Origin of the sequence: Acinetobacter tibetensis (assembly GCF_023824315.1) — a bacterium.
Classification (GTDB): domain Bacteria; phylum Pseudomonadota; class Gammaproteobacteria; order Pseudomonadales; family Moraxellaceae; genus Acinetobacter; species Acinetobacter tibetensis.
This window is the reverse complement of sequence record NZ_CP098732.1, coordinates 515,669-537,526: the sequence shown is the minus strand read 5'-3', so window position 1 is coordinate 537,526 and position 21,858 is coordinate 515,669. Positions and strand designations below refer to the sequence as shown.

Below are 21,858 nucleotides of genomic sequence, written 5' to 3'. Positions count from 1 at the left end.
TAATGTAGGTCAAATCGTTGGTTTTAATGTTGTGGATTAGTAATTTCCCACCCACTTTATTTGAATTTTACAACCGCAAACACTGCTGCGTATTTTGCCAAAGCTGCTCTGCCAAGTCGGTTTCATCGCACTGCAAAGTCTGCGCTAAACCCTTTAATACATAAGGTAAATTGGCAGGAGTATTGCGCGTTCGTTGTTGGGTTGAAACTTGACAACACAGCGGCGTCATATCAGGGCAATCGGTTTCCAACACCAAATGTTCGGCCCCAATTTCCTGTACCACCCGATGCAGTTTTTTCGCGTTCGGATTGGTAATTTGCCCTGTGATGCCAATTTTAAACCCCATTTTAATGAAGGCTTTGGCTTCTTCGACCCCACCACTAAAGGCATGGGCAATACCACCGAATTGAAATTTTTGCTTTTTTAACAACGCCAGACTTTCTGCATGGGCTTTACGAATATGTAACAACACTGGCTTTTGGTAATACAGCGCCAGTTCTAATTGCTGTTGAAAATAATCCTGTTGTTTGGCAAATAATTCGGGCTGCTTATGCTCGGCTAAAAAAGTATCTAACCCAATTTCCCCAACGGCAATACAATCACGCTGTTGTAAGAGTAATTCGAGTTGCTGTAAATGCTCAAGTCGATGTTGTTGAATATAAAAAGGGTGTAAACCCGGTGCTAAATAAGCCTTCGGTGCTTCTGACAAATGATTTATAAACTGTTGAGTTTTTAGCAAATCAGGAAATCGTGAAGCGACAAAACCGATTAAGACCAAAGCCTCCACCCCTGCCACTTTGGCTTGAGATGCCAGATGTTCCCGATCTGGATCAAAATCAGGAACATCAAAATGAGTATGGGTATCAAATAAACGCAGCGGCATATTCAAACCTATTACTTGCTTGGCTCGCTGGCAGCACGCGCAACTGCTTCAGTGGCAAACTCAGGTAGGTATGGTTTTTTTAGAATCGTCTGCAATTGCTCATAGGGTATGGTTAAGCGCGGCAAACCGACCACATACGGTCCAATTTCATATTCACCATACTGTAAAATTAAACCTTGCTTACTCAAATAATAATTATCACTCAGTTTAAACTTCCATGCCTGTTCATATTCAGAGACATTATTGGCCAGTTTCGACTCAATCACCCAAGTTTTAAAAGCTTCATGCGCTTGATTTTCTAATGCTGCCAACTGATTAGGTGCCAAGATTTCATTCAGCTTGACCAGTTTTTTCTGTTCTAAATCAAAATTATAATATTGTTGTGAAGATGAACCATGCGCCCCCCCCAAGTAACTACTGCTGTTTAAGACCACCGTAACCAATGGACCTTTGGCATTGAGAATGGTCGGCTTAATCATCACACTAATTTTATGACTTGAACTTAGCGCTTTAATCTCTTGATCTAATTTTAAAAAAGCTTGGGTATACGGCTGTAATTGCTGTTCGAGCTGTTGTTTCACTGTTGCTGCCTGAACCACAGCTTGTGATGCTGCCACTTCCGATGCTTTCGCAGTCGATGCCGATTCATCTACAGCGAACTCAGGAGAAACTGCCAAAATCTGCTCGACCTGTTTCAGAATTTCAGCATCAATATACGCATCTATAAATGGCTGATTACTATTGAGTCGCTCAATGGTCATTTCTGGGCAATTATTGTCGTCACATGCAGGTAAATTGAGTTGTAGTTTTTCCGAATCGCCAATCAATTGACTCGCTTGTTCTTGCGCCAATGTCGATGATGCCGCAGTCTCTGGTTGTTCCGATTCAACTTTTTTAGGCTGACACGCTGTCATCAGTATGGCTGTCGTCAATACACTTGCCGCCCAAATCACTTTCTTTGTTGTCATTTGACTCAACCCTATTTTCATTTTCTCACTCGACATATCACACCTATCTAGGCTTCAATCCCGCCGTCTAAAACATATTCCGATAAAGATCCGCTTTTAAAACCTGTTGCGTTTGTGCTTTGCTTAAGTAAATGTCCAATTGCTTACCCTCTTGGGCAATTTGCTGGCTACGGTAATGTACGCCAATACCTTCACTGTCAAAGAACCAATCCGCTTGCCCCCAATACAATTTTTTTGGCGCCTTCTGTCTTGCTTCGGCAGTTTGTTGTTTTAACCAATCCTGATAGGCTTTTTGCACAATCTCGTTCATATAAACTTGCTGCTTTGGTTCAACAATGTCAAGTAAGGACAGACCTTTCTGTAATTTTCGATCTGCAACAGCAAAGTAGTAACGCTCATCAACCTTGACGTCTTCTTGTTTACTATTCACACCCACTTGTAACAACACATATTCATTTCGTTGATAGGCAATACGGGTATACAGTGCCAATTGATAAGCTGGATTCTTCGAGTATTTCGCCTGCCAATCATCCGATTTTTTCACATAAGCATTGATGGCTTGTTGCAAACTCATGTTTTGCTTTAAGCCTATTTGATCTTGAATCACCATGGCTTGGGTTTTCGCCATCCAACTATTCAACCATTGGTCTTGGGTTTCAAGGGTTTGAATATCAATATCAATGCAATTTTTAGTTTCACAGAAGGGCAACGCAATTTTAGCAGGCTGCTGTTTAATATGCAGATAAGGCAGGACTTCTGCTTGATCCTGCTTCAAAATGGAGGCTGCTGATTTTTGTTGTTCATCTTGTGGCTGTTTCGATGAATCACACGCGGACAAAGAAAGTCCTGTACATAGCAAAAGAGCAATTTGAATGATGTTGTTGTTCTTCATTTCGACCATACGCTAGGCTACCTCAACGGCAACTTCACCAATAAAAAAGAAATACCATATAAAAACAGCCTCCGAAAAGAGGCTGTTTTGTTTAGTTTAGTGTTCGCGTGTATTACGGAACACAATGTCTGGATAACGCTCTTGCATTAACTGTAAATTGACACGACTTGGTGCTAAATACGTTAAATGCCCGCCTCCATCAACAGAGAGTTGATCATGTGCCTTTTTCTTAAATTCATTGAATTTTTTGTCATCATCACATGACACCCAACGAACCGTATTAATACTTACAGGCTCATAAACGCAATCAACTTTGTATTCTTCTTTCAAACGGTATGCAACCACTTCAAACTGAAGCACCCCTACAGCCCCTACAATCAAGTCATTGCTGTTTTGTGGCATGAAGACTTGTGTTGCACCTTCTTCTGAAAGTTCTTTTAAGCCTTTTTGGAGTTGCTTCGACTTTAAAGGATCTTTCAAACGCACACGGCGGAACATTTCAGGTGCAAAGTGTGGAATACCGGTAAATTGCAGTTTTTCACCCGAAGTAAAGGTATCGCCAATTTGAATGGTGCCATGGTTATGTAAACCAATAATGTCCCCTGGCCACGCTTCTTCTAGGTGCTGACGATCCCCTGCCAAGAAGGTCAAAGCATCGCTAATACGCACATCTTTATCTAAACGTACATGCTTCATTTTCAAGCCTTTTTCATATTTGCCTGAACAAATACGCATAAAAGCAATACGGTCACGGTGTTTCGGATCCATATTGGCCTGAATTTTAAAGACAAAACCAGTGAAACCTTCTTCAGTCGCTTCAACTTTACGGTCTTGAGTCGGGTGTGCTTTCGGTTCAGGCGCATAGTTGCTAAATGCATCTAACACATGGTCTACACCAAAGTTACCCAGTGCCGTACCAAACAACACAGGGGTTTGACGGCCTGCCAAAAACGCTTCACGGTCCAATGGTTCATTCGCCATTTGAACCAGTTCTAAAGACTCTTCAAATGCGGCCCAAGCCAGCTCCCCTACTTTTTCACGGAGGTCTGCATAGTCATAGCCATCTCGGATTTCAATCTCGGTAATAGTTGAACCAAAACCCGCTTTATACACATAAAATTTTTCTTCGATCAGGTTAAATACCCCAGCGAAGTCACGACCTGTGCCCAGTGGCCATGTAATTGGAACACATTTAATTTTTAAAACATTTTCAATTTCATCTAACAACTCTAAAGGCTCACGGATTTCGCGGTCCATTTTGTTCACAAATGAAATGATCGGTGTGTCACGCATACGACAGACTTCCATCAATTTGATGGTTCGGTCCTCAACCCCTTTTGCACCGTCAATCACCATGAGTGCTGAGTCAACCGCTGTCAAAGTACGATAAGTATCTTCCGAGAAATCTTCATGTCCTGGAGTATCCAGAAGATTGATCATCTTATCTTTATAGGGGAACTGCATCACCGACGTGGTAATCGAAATACCACGTTCTTTTTCCATTTCCATCCAGTCCGAGGTCGCAGCACGGTCCGATTTACGGCTTTTTACCATACCCGCCACCTGAATGGCCTTACCCCATAACAGCAGTTTTTCTGTCATGGTGGTTTTACCCGCATCGGGGTGGGAAATAATCGCGAAGGTTCGGCGTGCCTGAACTTCTTTCAATAATTGATCTTTGAACATTAGGGAAATCTGCAATTTGTACACAGCGATGCCCACGCAAATTACGCGCCGCATACCACTGTCAGGTGAGACAAAAATAGGCTCAATTGTAGCGTAAGAATCGTTTTTCTTCTATTCATTTCATGCTGAAAGGTTTTGCCGTTCAACAGACAAAACCCTGCCAGTTATTTAAAGCGCTTCGGTATTGGATGCAGGATTAGATAAAACAATCGAGTTTTCTTTGAGTTTTTCCAACACAATAGAAGTCGTAATATCATTGATCTGGAATTGATGTGAAGAAATTTTACTGATCAATTGCGACATTTCATCCAGATTCTTCACTGCCACTTTAAGTAAAAAGTCTGATGTACCTGTGAGCTTATAGGCATCACGGATGCGCGGCTCGTCCAAAATAAATTCCAAAAACTTTTCAAAACCATCATCATAATGATTCCGAATACTGACCTCGATCATGCCTGTAATCGGTGATGGGTCTGCTTTCAGCGCAATTTGTGCATAGTAGCCTGTGATAATCTTTTTTTGTTCCAATGTGGCACGACGACGCGAACATTGTGACGCTGAAAGACCAATCAACTCTGCCAGCTCTTGATTGGTTAAACGACCATTTTGCTGTAATTGCTGAATAATTTTACGATCGTAATCGTCCAGTTCATCGCCCATCATCTATCCTAGAATTTTGTTATCAAACTGCTGAAAAAGCGCGTTTTTGTCTGCAAACTACTTTATAGAAACAGGGCGAGAAAAACAAATTCGATTTGCTCTACTCCCCCTGTTAAGTACTTTAATTAAGCAACATAACGATCTTTACGATGGTTCATTGCAATGATCAAATTCAAGACTACCGCCCCCATAATCGAAATTATGAGTAAAGTAAAATCAACAAAAAATGCCGATGCAATCAAAATACTGATATCCACAAACATTTGGAATTTACCCATAGAAATATTGTATTTCTCGTTCAGGAACATTGCCAATAAATTGATGCCTCCCATACTCGACTTATGGCGGAATAAAATGAGGAAACTAACACCCAAAATAATGTTGGCAATTAAGGAAGCATAGATCGGATTGATGTTCTCTAGACTAAAAAAACTCGGATTAATTTCTGCAAAGCATGAAACCAAGCCAATGGCCGCCATGGTTCTAAGCACCACTTGCAGTCCCATTTTTTGATAGGCTAAATAAAAAAATGGAATATTAATACAGAAGAACAAGGTCCCGAAAGACACATTAAAGATGTAATGTAGCAACAAGGCTAAACCTGCTGTACCGCCTGTCATAATGCCACCCTGTTGGATGATATTAATCGCAAAAGACAACAGGAAGGTGCCAATAAAGAGTGCCACGACATCTTCTATTTTTGAATGTGTCATGGCTGCTGGGAGAGGTGCCAAAACGGCAGAATTTGATAAAGGTTGGTTGTCCATAAGAAAATCCAAGACATACAATATGCAAAATTAATGCAAATTATGTACCAAAATAAAATAAATATGCACATTTCAACTTTATAAGATTTTTTATTTCATTAAATCCAACGATTTACATACGCAGGTTGAAACATTTTTTTAAAATTTAGCATTAAATTCGCACGTTTTGAGCAAAATACAATAAGCACAAATCATGCGTTATTTAATTTTTAATACACATTGTGGTGCATTTAATCTATTTATGCACAATTTTGTTGCATTTTTTAATGATTATGGATTATACAGATCCTATAAGCATGCTTTAATGAAGTAGTGAAATTGTGGCTTTAATACTCAAGATTTGAAAAGAAGCCCAATGAGCCAACCATCTTTTTGAGTAGCTTATCGCAAAGATGAATTTGTAGTTTTTTGATTTTTAAAAATTTTATTCAAATTCAATTGTTGTTATGTGTAATAAAAGGTTTTTTCCAAATCTAGAGTGCTGCAAGAGCTTAGCGTAGATACCGCATGATAAAATTACAAATAACATAATTTAATTATGTATTGCATAATTAAATTGGATTTAGTAAGCTGTTCTCAACATAAAGTAGCCAATGTGCACCTTTTTGATGCACAAATAGCACAGTTAAACAGATGATCGGTGAACGGAATATCACAACCATCAGAGAAAACCACTGTAAAACTAAAATAGCCCTACAGTGAATGACGATGCGGTATTCCACAGCACCATCATAAAAGTCACATAGGATGTGTCATTGAACGTTTGAACTTGGTCATGCCACAGCATGTACCCTGCTGAAGATTGAGAAACCTACAGGTTTTTCTATGTCGTTCCTCACATCCCAAACAGCCTGAACATTGGACTCGTCCTTGCATGACAAGAGGGAAATAAGATGGATATTTTAGAAAACCCATTAGAATTATGTGGATTTGCATTTATTGAATTTGTATCAAAGGAAAATGATCTCGATCCAATTTTTGAAACCATTGGTTTTAGCAAAGTCGCAAAGCATAAATCCAAAAATGCGTACTTATGGCGTCAAGGAAATATCAATATTATTTTGAACTATCAACCTGAATCTTATGCTTCTTATTTTTATAAAGAGCATGGTCCTTCAGCATGTGCCATGGGGTTTAAAACACGCGATGCCGCCAAAGCCTTTCAAAAAGCATTGGAATTAGGTGCAGAACCTATTTATAGCCAAGCAGGTCCAATGGAACTCAACATTCCAGCCATCAAAGGCATTGGTGGTATGCCCATTTTCCTGATTGACCGTGACATTTATGAAAATGATTTTGAGTTTATTGAAGGTGTTAACCCGCACCCAGTGGGTACAGGTCTCAATGAAATTGATCATTTAACCCATAACGTCTACAAAGGTCGCATGGAATATTGGGCAAACTTTTATGAAAAGATTTTCAATTTTCAAGAAATTCGCTACTTCGACATTAAAGGTGAATACACAGGTTTAACCTCGAAAGCACTCACCGCTCCTGATGGCAAAATTCGTATTCCATTGAATGAAGATTCAGATAAAGGCAATGGTCAAATTGCTGAGTTCCTTGCCGACTTTAATGGTGAAGGCATTCAACACATTGCCTTTATTACTGATGATTTGATTGGTACTTGGGACAAACTGAAAGCCCTCGGCATGAAATTCATGACCCCTCCACCAAATACTTATTATGAAATGCTGCCAGAGCGTTTGCCAAATCATGGCGAACCAACAGATGAGCTACAGCAACGCGGTATTTTATTGGATGGCTCAACTCAAAATGGCGAGAAGAAACTGCTCTTGCAAATTTTCTCAGAAAATATGCTTGGGCCTGTATTCTTCGAGTTTATTCAACGTAAAGCCGATGATGGTTTTGGTGAAGGGAACTTTAAAGCGCTATTTGAATCGATTGAACGTGATCAAATCCGTCGTGGGGTACTCCAAGTTTAAGTAACGTATTTAAACCCCAATACAAGCGGGCGAAACATGCGAACCCATTTAAGCATGTTTCGCTCACAAAAAAGGCGACTGAATTCAATCGCCTTTTTTGGCATGTAGCATAAGCCATCTTAACGGGCTTGAATAAACCGATTAATCGCAGCCACTTCTTGCTGCAATAACTGAACTTTTTCACTGCCTATGTGCAACGGTAGGAATGTTTCACTGTCTATTGCCACCACAGAAAATTCAATCTGGCCTTGTGCATTAAATACAGGTAAACCCACCGCATTAATGCCGACCAGTAAATCTCCTTTCGCCAAAGCCATCTGTTCGGTGCAAATCTGCTGTTTTAATTGGTTAAATTCATCCCAATTGGCAGGTTTGAGTGCTAGGCCTAAAGCGGCCGCTTTGTCCCATTCTTCCTGCATCAAAGGACGAATAACACTTTCTGGCAAATACGAAGCAAAGACCCGCCCCGATGCCGAGTTAACCAATGGCATAATTGAGCCAACTTTGGTTACAATCGCAATCGGATGATTCGACTCTATCGACTGCACCACCAAAGGACCTCGTGGTGACCATTTGCTAATTTGAATGCTACAACCAATCTTGGCCTGTAAGGCATAAATCATCGATTGGACTTGTTGTAAGGCATCAGTATGTTGAATACAGTTCAAACCCAAACGCCAAGCCTGATCACCCAGTGCGTATTGACCATCGTCCAGTTGTTTGGCGTAATTCATGCGGATCAAACTCACCAAATAGCGGTGAGCTTTGGCTGGATGCATACTCAGCTTGTGCGATAGATCTTTGAGAATAATCGGTTGATTATGCTCGACCAGTGCATTTAACACGGCCAAACCCACTTCAAGCGATTGCACTCCACCCGATAACTTTTCTTCAACCATTGACGCGCTCTTTAAAGGTCATTTTTTCAATCATTTATTTAGTTTTGTGTGACTACACAAGGACACATTGGTCCGTGACATCATGCCTGAGATTTACAAAAAACTGAAATCATCTTTTTGAATGACATTGAATCTCACAGCCCGTCAGACGATCACTCACAGCAAAAAAAACTGCATTCGGTCAAAAATGCAGTCAAGGGTAAAACTAAAAAATCAAAAGCTTGGTTTAAGCACCTAATTCTTCTTCATGTAAGAAGTGGGTATGATGCGGTGCGCGTTTCGTCTTGCTCCATTCATCCAGCATTTCCAGTTTCATTTCTTCAGTGATCCGCGCGATTTTCTCATCAGCATGTACATCGTTATAGGTCAGCTCTAAACGATGACCATTTGGATCGAAGAAATAAATCGAATGGAAAATACCGTGGTTGGTAATGCCAAGCACTTTCACACCCTGTTGTTCTAAATGTTCTTTGGCTGCCAATAATGCATTTAAGTCTTCAACTTCAAAGGCAATGTGCTGCACCCAAGCTGGGGTGTTTTCATCACGTCCCATCTCGGGCTGAGTCGGTAATTCAAAGAATGCCAACACATTGCCTTGACCTGCATCTAAAAACAAATGCATATATGGATCAAACGCTTTGGTGGACGGCACATGGTCTTCAGCAAAGGCTAAAATAAAGTCCATGTTCAACATGGTCTTGTACCACTGCACCGTTTCTTTAGCATCTTTACAACGGTAAGCAACGTGGTGAATTTTTTTAATTGCAAAACTCATAATCAAACTCCTTTTTCTGTTTTATTCCCAATCGGCTTGTTGTTCTGGTGCAGCCTGATGAAAAGCTGCCAACTGCATACAATGCGTATAAATCGACTGGATTTTTGGATATTCCGTTAAATCAATTTGAAAACGTTTGGCGTTATAGACTTGTGGAATTAGGCAACAATCTGCAAAACTCGCCTGTTCACCAAAACAGTACTGACCATTCGATTGCTGTAATTGTTGCTCTAGGCTATGAAAACCGAGCTTAATCCAGTGTTGATACCATGCAGTCTTTTCAGTATTACTCACTGCAAGCGTCTGCTCTAAGCACTGCAACACTCTTAAGTTATTCAGGGGATGAATTTCACAAGCAATGTGCTGGGCAAAAGCACGAATCTGCGCGCGCTGTTGTAAATTCTGAGGCAGCAAAGCCGTCTTTGGATAGGCTTCTTCCAGATACTCAAGAATGCTCAGTGATTGCGTCAATACATACTGCTGATCCAATAACGTCGGCACCAACTCACTCGGATTGATTGCCACGTACTCTGCCGAGTGTTGTTCGCCACCCTGTTTCAGCAAATGCACCGCTTGTGTGTCATAACTCAAGCCTTTTAAATTTAAGGCAATCCGCACACGAAACGCTGCTGAGCTGCGAAAATAGCTATACAGTTTCATGCTGTACCTGCACTGCTTCAGCAAAGTCAAAACTTAAAGCAGGTAAAATGGTATTTCGCACTTCACCAAAGCCCACGCGTATGCCATCTTTTTCTGCATGACCTTTCATGATGACCGTATCGCCATCCTGTAAAAAACTACGTTGTTCGCCATTGGCTAAATTTAAGGGTGTGGTTGAGTTCCAGGTCAGTTCCAACAAACTGCCGTATGAGTCTTTGGTTGAACCCGAAATCGTGCCCGAGCCCATCAAATCGCCGACATTGACATTACAACCAGAAATGGTGTGATGCGTTAACTGCTGAGCCATTGACCAGTACATATATTTAAAGTTGGTTTGGCAAATTACATCCGCACTGTCACTTTGAGGTGTTTGAATTTCTACCGAAAGCTGAATGTCATAACTGCTTTCGACATTTTCTTGTAAATAGGCCAATGGACGTGGTTCTTGTACAGGCCCCTGCATTTTAAAGGGCTGTAAAGCTTGCATGGTCACAACCCACGGCGAGATAGCACTGGCAAAGGTCTTGGCATTAAACGGACCTAAAGGGACATACTCCCATTGTTGGATATCTCGTGCCGACCAGTCATTGAGGAGCACCATACCAAAGATATGGGCTTCAGCATCTTCAATGTGAATGGGTTGACCTAAACGACTCGGTTTACCCACAATAAAAGCCGTTTCTAATTCAAAATCTAGCTTACGTGTCGCTGAAAAAACTGGACGCTCTTGTTCAGGTAATTTGATTTGCCCCGATGGACGAACAATCTCTGTTCCACTGACCACCACCGAACTGGCACGTCCGTTATAACCAACAGGTAATTCACTCCAGTTTGGTAATAAGGCATTTTTAGGATCGCGGAACATACAGCCCACATTGGTGGCATGTTCTTTAGAAGAATAAAAATCGGTATAACCCGAAATTTGTACAGGCAAATGCATGATGGCATCTTGCTGTTTATAGAGTACCTGTTGCTGCAATGCTGCATCATGCTGTAAGCGTGGATTATCCAGAGCCAATAAAGCCTGTAATTCACGTCGTACTTTATGCCAGTTGCTTGAACCTGATTCGATAAATTTATTCAAATTTGGCTGATTAAAATAGCACTCATGTTCACTCAGACGCAGAATGCCTGCCTGCTCCAACGCAGCTAAATCTAAAATCCATTCGCCAATCGCAACACCAACACGTCGTTCGCCTTCCTTGCAACGACTAAAAATGCCATAAGGCAAATTATGAATGGTGAAATCTGAATGGGCTGGAACAGGAATAAAACAGCTCAATTGTGAGTTCATGATGATGTCATCCTTGTTGTTTTCTCTACACTCTTCACTTGGCCGCACTGATGAAATTTTATTACTTATATAAAAATCAATTGTTTAAATAAAAGCAAAATTCCAATTCATTACGACAATTGTATCAATTTCATTTCATCATACTGAATTTATAAAATTACGCAATATATAATTTAATTACTTTATTCATAATTTCATTATTTCTTGTTGTCTCTCGTTCACTTAAACACCGCATTCAACTGCTGTTTTAAACAACACTTTTGGCTAGAAAACCCCGATGAACTCGCTACAATAAATGCCCATATTTGGTGCATTACTATAAAAACAAGGATGCTTTATAGGGATCATCAGATAGGAATAGGCACCTAAGTTTCTTATTTTTAAGAGAAATAAAAATAATTAGGTGTTTCACTTGTATATTATTTTTTAATCAATTTATGATATACGTAATTTATTAGGAAATAATTACACGACAAGGATGAGAATAATCATATGTCACACAATGATCACGGTCAGCTCAAGCACGGTTTATCCAACCGTCATATCCAACTGATTGCCCTAGGCGGTGCAATCGGTACAGGTCTATTCCTTGGAATTTCTCAATCTATTAAACTTGCAGGCCCTTCCGTTATTCTGGGTTATGCCATTGCTGGACTCATTGCATTTTTTATGATGCGACAACTGGGTGAAATGGTGGTACAAGAGCCTGTGAGTGGCTCTTTCAGCTATTTTGCCAATAAATATTGGGGCCGTTTTGCAGGCTTCATGTCGGGCTGGAACTATTGGGTGCTGAATGTTCTGGTCTGTATGGCAGAACTGAGTGCAGTGGGACTGTATGTCCAATACTGGTGGCCAGAAATTCCAACCTGGATGTCGGCACTTGGCTTTTTTATTTTAATTAATGTCATTAACTTGCTCCACGTGAAACTGTTCGGCGAAATGGAGTTCTGGTTTTCGATTATCAAAATTCTCGCCATTGTCGCTATGATTGGTTTTGGCTCTTACTTGCTGGCAACTGGTAGCGCAGGCTCACAAGCTGCTATCAGCAACCTTTGGGCACTCGGTGGTTTCTTCCCGAATGGTGTCAGCGGTTTAGTCATGGCTATGGCAGCAATTATTTTTGCCTTTGGGGGTATTGAACTGTTCGGTATTACCGCGGCAGAAGCGCACGATCCGCAAAAAATCTTACCTAAAGCGGTCAATCAGATTATCTACCGCATTTTGATTTTCTATATCTTAACTTTGATTGTACTTTTAGCCTTGTTCCCTTGGAACCAAATGGCACAAGGCGGCAGCCCATTTGTTATGGTATTTGCGTCGCTCGACAGCCAAGGCGTTGCCACCGCATTAAACTTCGTGATTTTAACTGCTGCGGTTTCTGTCTATAACGGCACCAGTTATTGTAGTAGCCGCATGTTGCTTGGTTTGGCAGAACAAGGCAATGCACCAGAATTCTTTAAAAAAATTAATTCTCGTGGGATTCCTGTCAATGCAGTTCTCATTTCTGCATTAGTGACTGCACTCTGCGTTTTACTGAATTACATCTTCCCGGAAAAAGCCTTTGGTTTGCTGATGATGTTAGTCGTGGCTGCTATTGTGATTAATTGGGTGGTCATTTCAATCACGCATTTAAAATTCCGTCAAAGCCTACAACAACAGCAAAAAACCTCGTTGTTCCCAAGTTTGGCTTATCCATTCACCAATTATCTGTGCATTGTATTTATGTTGGGTATTTTAGTGATTATGAGCCTAACCCCTGATATGCGTATCGCGGTATATATGATTCCAGCTTGGATCGGCTGTTTAAGTGTGGCTTATTGGATGAAACAACGTAAAAGCAAACTTGCAGAGACAACCTTAATATTAAACCCGGATCGTTCTTTTAAATAAGTCTATTGAATAAACGCTGTTCCTCCCCCATGTAAGACCAGAATCGCATCGCATAAAACTGGTCTTGCAAAACTCATGCGAATCGGCTTAAGTTATCACCAACTTTAACTGGACGATGCGAAGCGCGAACAGTTTGACCCTAGCTGCAACAAACAAGGATTTTTTAATGTTTCAACATATCCCTCCTTATGCGGGCGACCCAATTTTGTCGCTTATGGAACAGTTCAATACCGACCCTCGTGAAGGTAAAGTCAATTTAAGTATTGGTCTTTACTATAACGAAGACAGTATTGTGCCTCAGCTTGAAACAATCATGGAAGCGCAAAAGCGTCTTGAGCCACAGCAAAGCAAAACCAAATTGTATTTGCCAATGGAAGGTTTCAAACCTTACCGCGATGCAATTCAAGCGTTGTTATTTGGTGAAAACAGCCCAGCAGTGCAAAGTGGTCGTGCCGTAACGATTCAAACTTTAGGTGGTTCTGGTGCGCTGAAAGTCGGTGCTGACTTCTTAAAAAATTACTTCCCGAACTCTGAAGTTTGGGTGAGCCAACCAACGTGGGACAACCACGTTGCCATCTTTAATGGCGCGGGCTTAAAAACCCATTTCTACCCATATTTCGATGCAGAAACGCGTGGTGTAGACTTTGATGGTATGTTGTCTTGCTTAAAACAACTACCAGAACAAAGTGTGGTATTGCTTCACCCTTGCTGCCACAACCCGACAGGTGCAGATTTAACTCCTGCGCAATGGGATCAAGTCATTGCCGTACTAAAAGCAGGTCAACTTATTCCATTCTTGGACATTGCATACCAAGGTTTTGGTGAAGGCATGGAACAAGATGCTTATGCGATTCGCGCACTTGACCAAGCGGGCTTAAACTTTATTGTCAGCAATTCATTCTCTAAGATTTTCTCACTCTACGGTGAGCGTGTGGGTGGTTTGACATTCGTGTGTGACGATGCTGCGACTGCTCAATGCACCTTCGGTCAATTGAAAGCAACAGTACGTCGTATCTACTCTAGCCCTCCTACAACAGGTGCATGGTTGGTTGACCAAGTCTTGAATGACCAAGCGTTAAATCAACAGTGGCAAAATGAAGTTAAAGAAATGCGTGAACGTATTATTAAAATGCGTCGTATTTTGAAAGACGAATTAACCAAAGCACTTCCAGACCGTGACTTCAACTACTTGGTTGAACAAAAAGGCATGTTCAGCTACACAGGCTTAACAGGCGAACAAGTCGATACTTTACGTGAAGACTATGCCATTTATTTGGTCCGTAGTGGTCGTATTTGTGTTGCGGGCTTAAACATGAACAATGTTTATATCGTTGCCAAAGCAATGGCTGAAGTTTTAGCAAAAGCACCTGCTCAAGCTTAATCTTTAGTTTCAAAAACCAAGATTGTTCAAATGAACAGTCTTGGTTTTTTTATATCTGAGCATCAATACACTGAAGCCTATTTTCCTGCTGTAAAAGCATGGACTAGCATGGCTTAATGCAAGGTTCGATGTTGTACCAAATTATCGACATGCTGCGCCAAATATTCTTTTAAGTGATTTAAAAAATATGCAACGCGTGGCGAATCTTGCAAGCGGGCTAAATACACAGCATATACATCCGCAGGTGGGGTACTAAGAACACGGCAACAATTTAATTCAGCAAAATAAAACACAGTTTCAAGCCAAGAAAAAACCTGTGTTGGATCGCATCAGTAAAGAATTAAGTTTTATTAAATAAACTTAAATGAGCAATAAAAATAACCCTGAAATATTCACATTCAGGGTTATTAAAAATCTGAATAAAAGCAAATGATACTCAAACTATTGATTCGGAGTAAAAGGCCAATACGCTAGATTGACGCCCTGACAGCCTGTTGAACCATTTAATTGTTCCACTGTAGCAATTTTTACGGGACTAAAAGCCTGATCGAGATAGCGGTCATTTTCACAATGTTGTGCCAAATACACCGCCTGATCAACCAAACGCTCTGCCGAAGCAAAAATATCGCGCGAATGATGCCAGCCTAATTGACAATATTCGGCTGCGGCCCAAACCAATTTAACCTCTGCCTGAGCAAGCTCTTTATAAGCACACTGAAAACCTGCATGAGCTTTAATACTTTCTATACGAGCCCACAAATCTCGGCGCATAACCTGAGCAAAAGCTAAAATTGGCGTTTGAATCGCAAGCTGTACTCTGTTGTCGGTATTGGTGATCTTCAGCACCTGCTGATAAACCATTTCTAAGTTTTTTGGCTTACTCTTTTCACTATATAACTGGTCTGCATAACTGAGCCATGTTTGCGCTTTTTCCAGTTGGTATTTTTCTTTTACATCGGTGCTTTGCCCAAGTGCCTCACGTATTTTCGACTGAATCTGTTGATGCGATGAGATATATGCGAATTGATGGGTCTCTGTGTTGGCATAAAGTACTGGGCTAAACAACCCAGCCAACAGCAATGCTTTTAATCCTAAAAATTTCATGATTTAGGCTCCAACGCTTTATTCACGCTTGCCTTATTTTGATTAAAAAGGTTCTCATCAAATTTAAAGCGGAAACGGAAATAAGCACCGTCCATTGTGGTATCGCCATCGGTTAAATCTTTATCTTCATAACCAACAAAGTTATATCCACCAGAAACCCAAAGGTTGGCCGCCAAAAGATAACCCACTTCAACCCCTGCCATCAGTTTGGTGCCATCTGAAACGCTGTTCCACATGACGCCAGCATTTACCCCAGCATCCCAACGTTCATTAATGTCATACATGAAACGCGTATTCAGCATTTGCGTCATACCACTGCTTTGCAATAGGTCGTAGGTTTCTTCTAAATATTTCACAGCATACTGACCCGACACATGCACATCGCGCGTTGGATGATAATTTAAATGATGCGACATAATGTAAGCATTACGCTCGTACGGATCACTTAAAGTGGTCTCATTCTTTTCGTAGCGATACTCAATTTTACTGAGTGAATCAAATTTGTTGGTTTCTAAATCACGATAAGCTGCACCAATCTGGAATCGGTTAATTAAACGATCGCCTGAATCGGCAGATTTATTATCCGTTAAATTTAAAACGTTTTTTGCCAAGAAAGTGACTTCATCAGAATACTTATAAGCCGTTCCTAACGTATTTAAATAGCTATCACTTTGATTTGACCAACGCCCTTCAATACGCGCTACATTCTTCCAACGTGGGTTAGATAAATGCTCAAAGCCTAAAGTCGCTGCGGTAGATTCTAATGAATCTTTGTTTTCACCTTCAAAAACCTTCACTTTCTCAAAGCTGGTATTAAAGAATAAACCTTCTTTTAATTGCCAACGATTACGTACACCCATCGCCGCTTCTGCTTCACGTGCGCTCAAACCATCGCGCACACGATATTCACTGAATACCGAACCATCGCGCATATATTGACTGTCTAAGCCAAATACCGTGGTGTTGCGTTTTTGCGTGTCATTCAGTTCGTATAAACCGCCAATACTTGAGATAAATTCATGCCGTGCATAAGCATGAATATTTTTATAAACTTGGGCATCACCGCCGATTGCAAAGACACGGCGATCACTATCAGCAACATCTTGTTCATATTCAATAAACGCACTTGAACCATCAAATGGTAATGCTGTTTTCAATTTGGCACGAACCGTGGTGCCATCATAGGGTGTTTCAACGCTTTGCGTAGATTTACTGGCAGCATTCAGTGACTCATTATAATAACGAACACCCAGTTCCAAGCTCACAATACGGTTAATGGCTTTTTCAATTGAAGCACTGATCCCGTTACGTACCCCTGCATTGGCAATATCTTCTGTACGCACGGCTTCAATACGTAATATACCCAATTCATCTAAACGTGCATTCAGTTTTACAGCCGTTTCTTTACGGCCTGAACTGATCGAAGATGCTGCATTGCGGAAGCCAACATCCGCCTGCTGATGATAAGCACGCACATCGACATCACCTTTTTTATAGTCCAGTTCTACACGTGCTGCGGAACCATCCCCTGAGGTATTTGCAGCCGTCGAGGCATTCACATCGGTTAGCTGATCCAAAGTCATTAAATCATGATCAGAATAAGCATATTCTGCAATCAGTTTGGTTTGATCATTCCAGCGAATCACCGTATTGGCACTGGCAATTTTTTCCTGATCAATCGGATCATCATTTTGAATATAAGAACCGCCGACGGTTACTTTATCATTCAATTTATAACGACCATTGACCCCTGCCACGGTATATTCTTTGCCACCTTGATCGGTTTCAATAGTGATTCTTAAATAGACTGGGTTTAGATTTTCATCAATGCTACTTAACGGTGAAGTTAAATAAATACTGTTGGTATAGGTATCAATTTCATAGTCGCTAAACCGAGTTAAAGTGCGTTGTGAAATAATTAAACCAGGGTTGTTACGGTCACGCACAATCACTTCAACTTTTTCACTATTTTGAAGCATGTCATTGCTGTCCATGCCCAAGGCATAAGGACCTGAACCCCCCATTGCACGGAGTTCATTCACCACTTGCGTGGTATTGGTGCGTGCAGCAAAGCTCGCGACTTGAAAGCGATCCCCTTCAACCACCGATTTTAAACCCGTTAACGAACGGCTATACTGACCTAAAGAAAGTCCTTCATCATTTTCGGTGCGTGTAACGTAGTCACCATACATGGCATAAGAACGACCTTTATCGACACGTACATAAAGTTTACTGGTGGACTGTGCGTCAAAACCTTTGGCAGAGGCATCGCCATACACTGGGTAATATTCATCTGGACGAATATCACGGAATAGACGCTGATTATTTTCTTTGCTTGAGTCATATGCCAAAGTCAGTAAATAATCGCCACGCACTTTGCCTTTTAAAAATAAAGCCGCACGACCACGAATGGCGGTTTCACCATCGGCTGAACTGGACAAATCATTCAGTTCTTCTTCAAAACCATCTTGAGTCGAGCTTTGCGATAAATTTTTAGGATCAAACTTATTTAGTGCAAAAGAACCTTCAATAATCCCCGCAACCAACATTGGGCGAAGTTCTGCCAAAAAGCGCACAGGCACAGTCTGTTCGTATATGCCACTACGGACACGTAATACACCCGATCCAGCTTCCAAAGGTGCCAATACGGGCACCACCAAGGACCCACCTTCTGCAAAAACTTGTACGCCAGGTTTATCTGGATCAAGGTCTTTGAGTTGAATCGTGCCTATAGATGATTCCAGTGTAATGGGTGTACGTGTCGCAATAGGTGTCCCATGCTGATCCAGTACCTTAACCACCACCTGATAAATATCTTTACCATTGGCATAAACGGCTTGCTCAACAGGCTGCGTCGTCAATTGGTTCATCGCATCTGGTGCAATCACTGTGACTTGTTGCTGATCACGTAAATTACCAAAGCTATCGTACTGACGAACTGCAATGCTATTTTTGCCAGCCGCTAACGGCACACCAATAAAGTCTAAACCTGTAGCACTACGCTCTTGATAGACTGCTTTTTTACCAATTCGCTTTTCTGACACTTGCTCATCATTTACAAATAAACGAATGTCTGTGCCTAAACCACCTTTGACCTGAATGGTGGCTTGTGGCGTAGGTAAAATCTGCTGCTCTTTCAGATTTAAAATCGCCAGTTGGTTCGATTCAGAACGCTCAAGCTCTTGCTCTAAATCTAAAACAACAGGAGCTTTTACTGGTTCAATTTGAACTGTTTTGACGTCTTTAATCTGATCTTTTTTATATTCAATATTACAATTGGCTGAAGCACCTGCTGCACTAATACATCCACTTGCAGGTTGACCTTGTACATCTGAAACTGAATTGCTCAGTGGATCGACGGTTAAATCTTGACGTAAGGTTTGCTCTAATGCATCCAGTTGTGCATCAATTTTACTACGGCGGTCTTCAATTTGTTCTGCCAAGGCTTGAGTGCATTCACCTGAAGAATCGGTAATCGCGAAGTCTGCACGATGTAACTCGCCACGTTTTAAATCTACGAAACGGCTGGCTGGGTCACCTGCTTGACGGTTATTAATCAGCACCAATTCTGCATTATTCGGTAAAGTCGTATTATCGATTTTAAGCACATGGGTAATCGGTCGAATGCCGTAGAAGTTGTATTTACCTTCACGATCCGTCACCACAAAGCTACCATCTTCCATATAAATACGGACCCCAGGTACGCCCCGCTCTCCCGCATCTTGAACGCCGTTACGGTTACAATCACTAAAGACTTTACCGACAATAAAGCCATCTGGGCTAAATACACCTGGTGTGACTTTTACTGCGGCCTGCGCTTCATTCGAAACGGTATTTTTATTGTCCTGCGCATAAACACGGTTAATACCGTCTCCACTCAGTGCATTAGGACCGACATAGACACGATATTGAACTTTGGCTTCTTGTTTTGGCGTCAGTGTTCCCAAACCAAGCGTCAAATAAGGCCCTTTTCCACCTTCAGGGTCTGCATTTTTTTGCCCATTAACACGAGTACTGCCTGAAACATAAATAAAACCACGAGGCAAAGTATCTTTCATGTTGACGTTATAGAGGGTGGAATCCCCCATATTTGCCACCGTAATTTGGTAATCTTTAAAATCACCAATTTCAGCAGTATTTGTTCCGACCACTTCTTTTTTAATGACCAATTTGTCATTGCTGGGAACAGAAATATCCACAGGATCAATTGGAATATCAATATTGAGTGCAGCATCACCCGTTTTTAACGTAAAGTTACCACCATAAGACCAAGAGCTATCAACGATACGATTAGTAAAATTATTATAAATGGTCTTGTCACTGGTAAATTTATAATTGGTCGAACCTGCAATGGTTGAAGTATCAATATCAAGTCGATAGGTTCCATTTTCGACAAATGGATATACAAATTCACCATTGTTATTGGTCATCTGTTGCGCTGGAATCGCTACTTTTTCGCCCGTGGTTTCATCCAATTTATACGCCACATTTTCAGCAGGATTACCCTTCTCATCCAACAAAGTTACCTTCGCACCAGCAACAGGCAAATTGGTCTTGGCATCAAAAACCACACCATAAGGATCAATCAATACTGTGGTATGAATATCTGTAATACTGTTGGTCGAATTACTGCTCTCATCTAAACAATCCGTCAGAGACACAATTACTTGATCACGTTTAACGGTTTGTAAAATCTGGTCATTCACATGAATGATACTGGCTTCTTGTGTTGCTAAAGTGAAACGGAATACACCTGTATTCGCTCCAGTCTCAACACCCTGTACATATTCAACGTCTCCAGTCAGCGTCGACTGAACTTTAATTTTGACTTTATCAAGATTGCTGCGTGAGGCATTACACATGGCACTATTTGCAGCAATGTACAGCGGTTGACTTAAACTGCCTGTGGCTAAAATATTGGAATAATTTTTACTATTATTACTAATTGATGCACTACCACCAACGCTTGTCGTCACTTCATTAGAAACAGTTTTTTTCAAATTAGAAAGCAAACCATGCTCAACACTGAACGCGTTCGAAATTGATACATGACTCACATTTGGATTCATGGTTACAACCAACTCAACCGCTTCGGTGCTATTCGCAGCCAAGGCTTGAGGGTATGCCACCACCAATGTATTGATTAAAGATTTATCTGCTGGAATCTGGCGGGTAAACTTATCTTGTCCCAATGGGTATAAAACCAATGCTTTAGAATTGGTCGGTTTAGCCGATTTAAAGATGGTGTTGGCAGGTATTTCATCCAACAGAACTACAGCTTTCATGGCCTCACCATCAACGTCAATGGTTTGCAGACCAGAATTACGCGTTGAACTATTTTTCACACTCAAGCTATAGGTTAAATCATAAGATTGACCTGCTTGTGGTTCAAAACTGGTTTTATCGACCGATTTAGTCGCTGTGAGTTGTGGTAAGAAACTAATTAAAGCATTAACCGCATCTGCAATAGCAGTCGGGTCTTGTACAACATAGGCTTGGAGTGGTAAATCTACTTGCTGGCTGTCATTCAATGATATGGAGGAATCCGCAACCACCCATAAATCAACTTTTTGCCCAGCCTGTAAACTTAAATGCCCTGTAACCAGCAAATCTGAACGATCAAATTCACCATTTTGATTACTGTCGACATAAATTTTAATATTCGATAATTCGGGAACAGCACTTTTATCAATCACAATATCTGCAGGTGCATTACTATGATTGGTCAAAGTATTCAGCCAAATCACTCGTGCACCCGCATCAATTTCTAATCGTGTTGGTGAAGTGAGGCTAATCACATATTTAGGTGTAATGGTCACTTGAACGGTATTTGAAACCGATTGACCAACTTGACCATCAGTTTGTACAAAACTTGCATATGCCGTATTGGTAATATTTTGCCCAGCAGCAGGCATCACAGCATAAGCATGATTTACCAATGCCATAGCCGTAGCTAAGCTTGAAAAAATAAGCTTGATCTTATGATTCTGTAGCGGCTGAACTCGTTTAATCACGAAAATACCCCAATACCGAGCAAAAGCAGGTTTAAAGGG

The 21,858-nt window shown here is 41.1% G+C and carries 16 protein-coding genes and 1 pseudogene; 4 read left to right on the top strand and 13 right to left on the bottom strand.

Features of this window, described 5'->3' with window-relative positions; genetic code table 11:
* Positions 1 to 67: 67 nt before the first annotated feature.
* The 6 genes from M5E07_RS02580 to M5E07_RS02555 form a co-directional block, all read right to left on the bottom strand.
* A complete protein-coding gene (locus M5E07_RS02580; RefSeq protein WP_252221584.1) occupies positions 68 to 883 on the bottom strand; it encodes a TatD family hydrolase in 816 nt (271 codons plus the stop codon).
* A gap of 11 nt (positions 884 to 894) precedes the next feature.
* Positions 895 to 1,851, bottom strand: coding sequence for an RsiV family protein (locus M5E07_RS02575; RefSeq protein ID WP_252221581.1), 957 nt, complete (start codon positions 1,849 to 1,851; stop codon positions 895 to 897).
* Between the two features lie 67 nt (positions 1,852 to 1,918).
* Positions 1,919 to 2,743, bottom strand: a complete 825-nt coding sequence (locus M5E07_RS02570; protein WP_252223657.1) for a hypothetical protein — start codon at positions 2,741 to 2,743, stop codon at positions 1,919 to 1,921.
* A gap of 96 nt (positions 2,744 to 2,839) precedes the next feature.
* Positions 2,840 to 4,429 (bottom strand): peptide chain release factor 3, encoded by a 1,590-nt coding sequence (locus M5E07_RS02565; protein ID WP_252221578.1) that lies wholly within the window; start codon positions 4,427 to 4,429, stop codon positions 2,840 to 2,842.
* A gap of 168 nt (positions 4,430 to 4,597) precedes the next feature.
* Positions 4,598 to 5,089, bottom strand: a complete 492-nt coding sequence (locus M5E07_RS02560) for an Lrp/AsnC family transcriptional regulator (protein WP_116760399.1) — start codon at positions 5,087 to 5,089, stop codon at positions 4,598 to 4,600.
* A gap of 125 nt (positions 5,090 to 5,214) precedes the next feature.
* Positions 5,215 to 5,856: a YitT family protein gene (locus M5E07_RS02555; RefSeq protein WP_252221575.1), complete on the bottom strand. Its 642-nt coding sequence runs from the start codon at positions 5,854 to 5,856 to the stop codon at positions 5,215 to 5,217.
* An 893-nt stretch (positions 5,857 to 6,749) separates the two neighbouring features.
* Here M5E07_RS02555 and hppD point away from each other — a divergent pair.
* Entirely contained in the window at positions 6,750 to 7,802 is a 1,053-nt protein-coding gene (gene hppD / locus M5E07_RS02550) for a 4-hydroxyphenylpyruvate dioxygenase (RefSeq protein WP_116760403.1), read from the top strand.
* 119 nt (positions 7,803 to 7,921) lie between these two features.
* On the opposite strand, the gene M5E07_RS02545 is transcribed toward hppD, so the two are convergent.
* From M5E07_RS02545 to fahA, 4 genes are all read right to left on the bottom strand, one after another.
* The gene (locus tag M5E07_RS02545) at positions 7,922 to 8,701 is read right to left on the bottom strand and encodes an IclR family transcriptional regulator (protein WP_116760405.1); all 780 of its coding nucleotides are present in this window, start codon (positions 8,699 to 8,701) and stop codon (positions 7,922 to 7,924) included.
* A gap of 226 nt (positions 8,702 to 8,927) precedes the next feature.
* Entirely contained in the window at positions 8,928 to 9,476 is a 549-nt protein-coding gene (locus tag M5E07_RS02540; protein ID WP_044739012.1) for a VOC family protein, read from the bottom strand.
* A 21-nt stretch (positions 9,477 to 9,497) separates the two neighbouring features.
* Positions 9,498 to 10,136, bottom strand: a complete 639-nt coding sequence (gene maiA / locus M5E07_RS02535; RefSeq protein WP_252221572.1) for a maleylacetoacetate isomerase — start codon at positions 10,134 to 10,136, stop codon at positions 9,498 to 9,500.
* The gene (fahA, locus tag M5E07_RS02530; protein WP_252221569.1) at positions 10,123 to 11,430 is read right to left on the bottom strand and encodes a fumarylacetoacetase; all 1,308 of its coding nucleotides are present in this window, start codon (positions 11,428 to 11,430) and stop codon (positions 10,123 to 10,125) included. The genes maiA and fahA overlap by 14 nt, the downstream gene beginning before the upstream one ends.
* A 492-nt stretch (positions 11,431 to 11,922) precedes the next feature.
* On the opposite strand from fahA, the gene M5E07_RS02525 reads away from it, so the two are divergent.
* Both M5E07_RS02525 and M5E07_RS02520 read left to right on the top strand, forming a co-directional pair.
* Positions 11,923 to 13,320 (top strand): amino acid permease, encoded by a 1,398-nt coding sequence (locus M5E07_RS02525; protein ID WP_252221566.1) that lies wholly within the window; start codon positions 11,923 to 11,925, stop codon positions 13,318 to 13,320.
* Positions 13,321 to 13,486: 166 nt separating this feature from the next.
* The gene (locus M5E07_RS02520) at positions 13,487 to 14,701 is read left to right on the top strand and encodes an amino acid aminotransferase (RefSeq protein WP_252221563.1); all 1,215 of its coding nucleotides are present in this window, start codon (positions 13,487 to 13,489) and stop codon (positions 14,699 to 14,701) included.
* Positions 14,702 to 14,814: 113 nt separating this feature from the next.
* On the opposite strand, the gene M5E07_RS02515 is transcribed toward M5E07_RS02520, so the two are convergent.
* Positions 14,815 to 14,994 (bottom strand): hypothetical protein, encoded by a 180-nt coding sequence (locus M5E07_RS02515; RefSeq protein ID WP_252221559.1) that lies wholly within the window; start codon positions 14,992 to 14,994, stop codon positions 14,815 to 14,817.
* On the opposite strand from M5E07_RS02515, the pseudogene M5E07_RS02510 reads away from it, so the two are divergent.
* Positions 14,964 to 15,059 (top strand): annotated as a pseudogene (locus M5E07_RS02510) (L(+)-tartrate dehydratase subunit beta); the annotation flags it as partial. The gene M5E07_RS02515 and the pseudogene M5E07_RS02510 sit on opposite strands and share 31 nt — an antisense overlap.
* A gap of 83 nt (positions 15,060 to 15,142) precedes the next feature.
* On the opposite strand, the gene M5E07_RS02505 reads toward M5E07_RS02510, so the two are convergent.
* Entirely contained in the window at positions 15,143 to 15,805 is a 663-nt protein-coding gene (locus M5E07_RS02505; protein WP_252221556.1) for a hypothetical protein, read from the bottom strand.
* Complete coding sequence (locus M5E07_RS02500) at positions 15,802 to 21,819, bottom strand: SdrD B-like domain-containing protein (RefSeq protein ID WP_252221552.1); 6,018 nt, start codon at positions 21,817 to 21,819, stop codon at positions 15,802 to 15,804. The genes M5E07_RS02505 and M5E07_RS02500 overlap by 4 nt, the downstream gene beginning before the upstream one ends.
* Positions 21,820 to 21,858 lie beyond the last annotated feature (39 nt).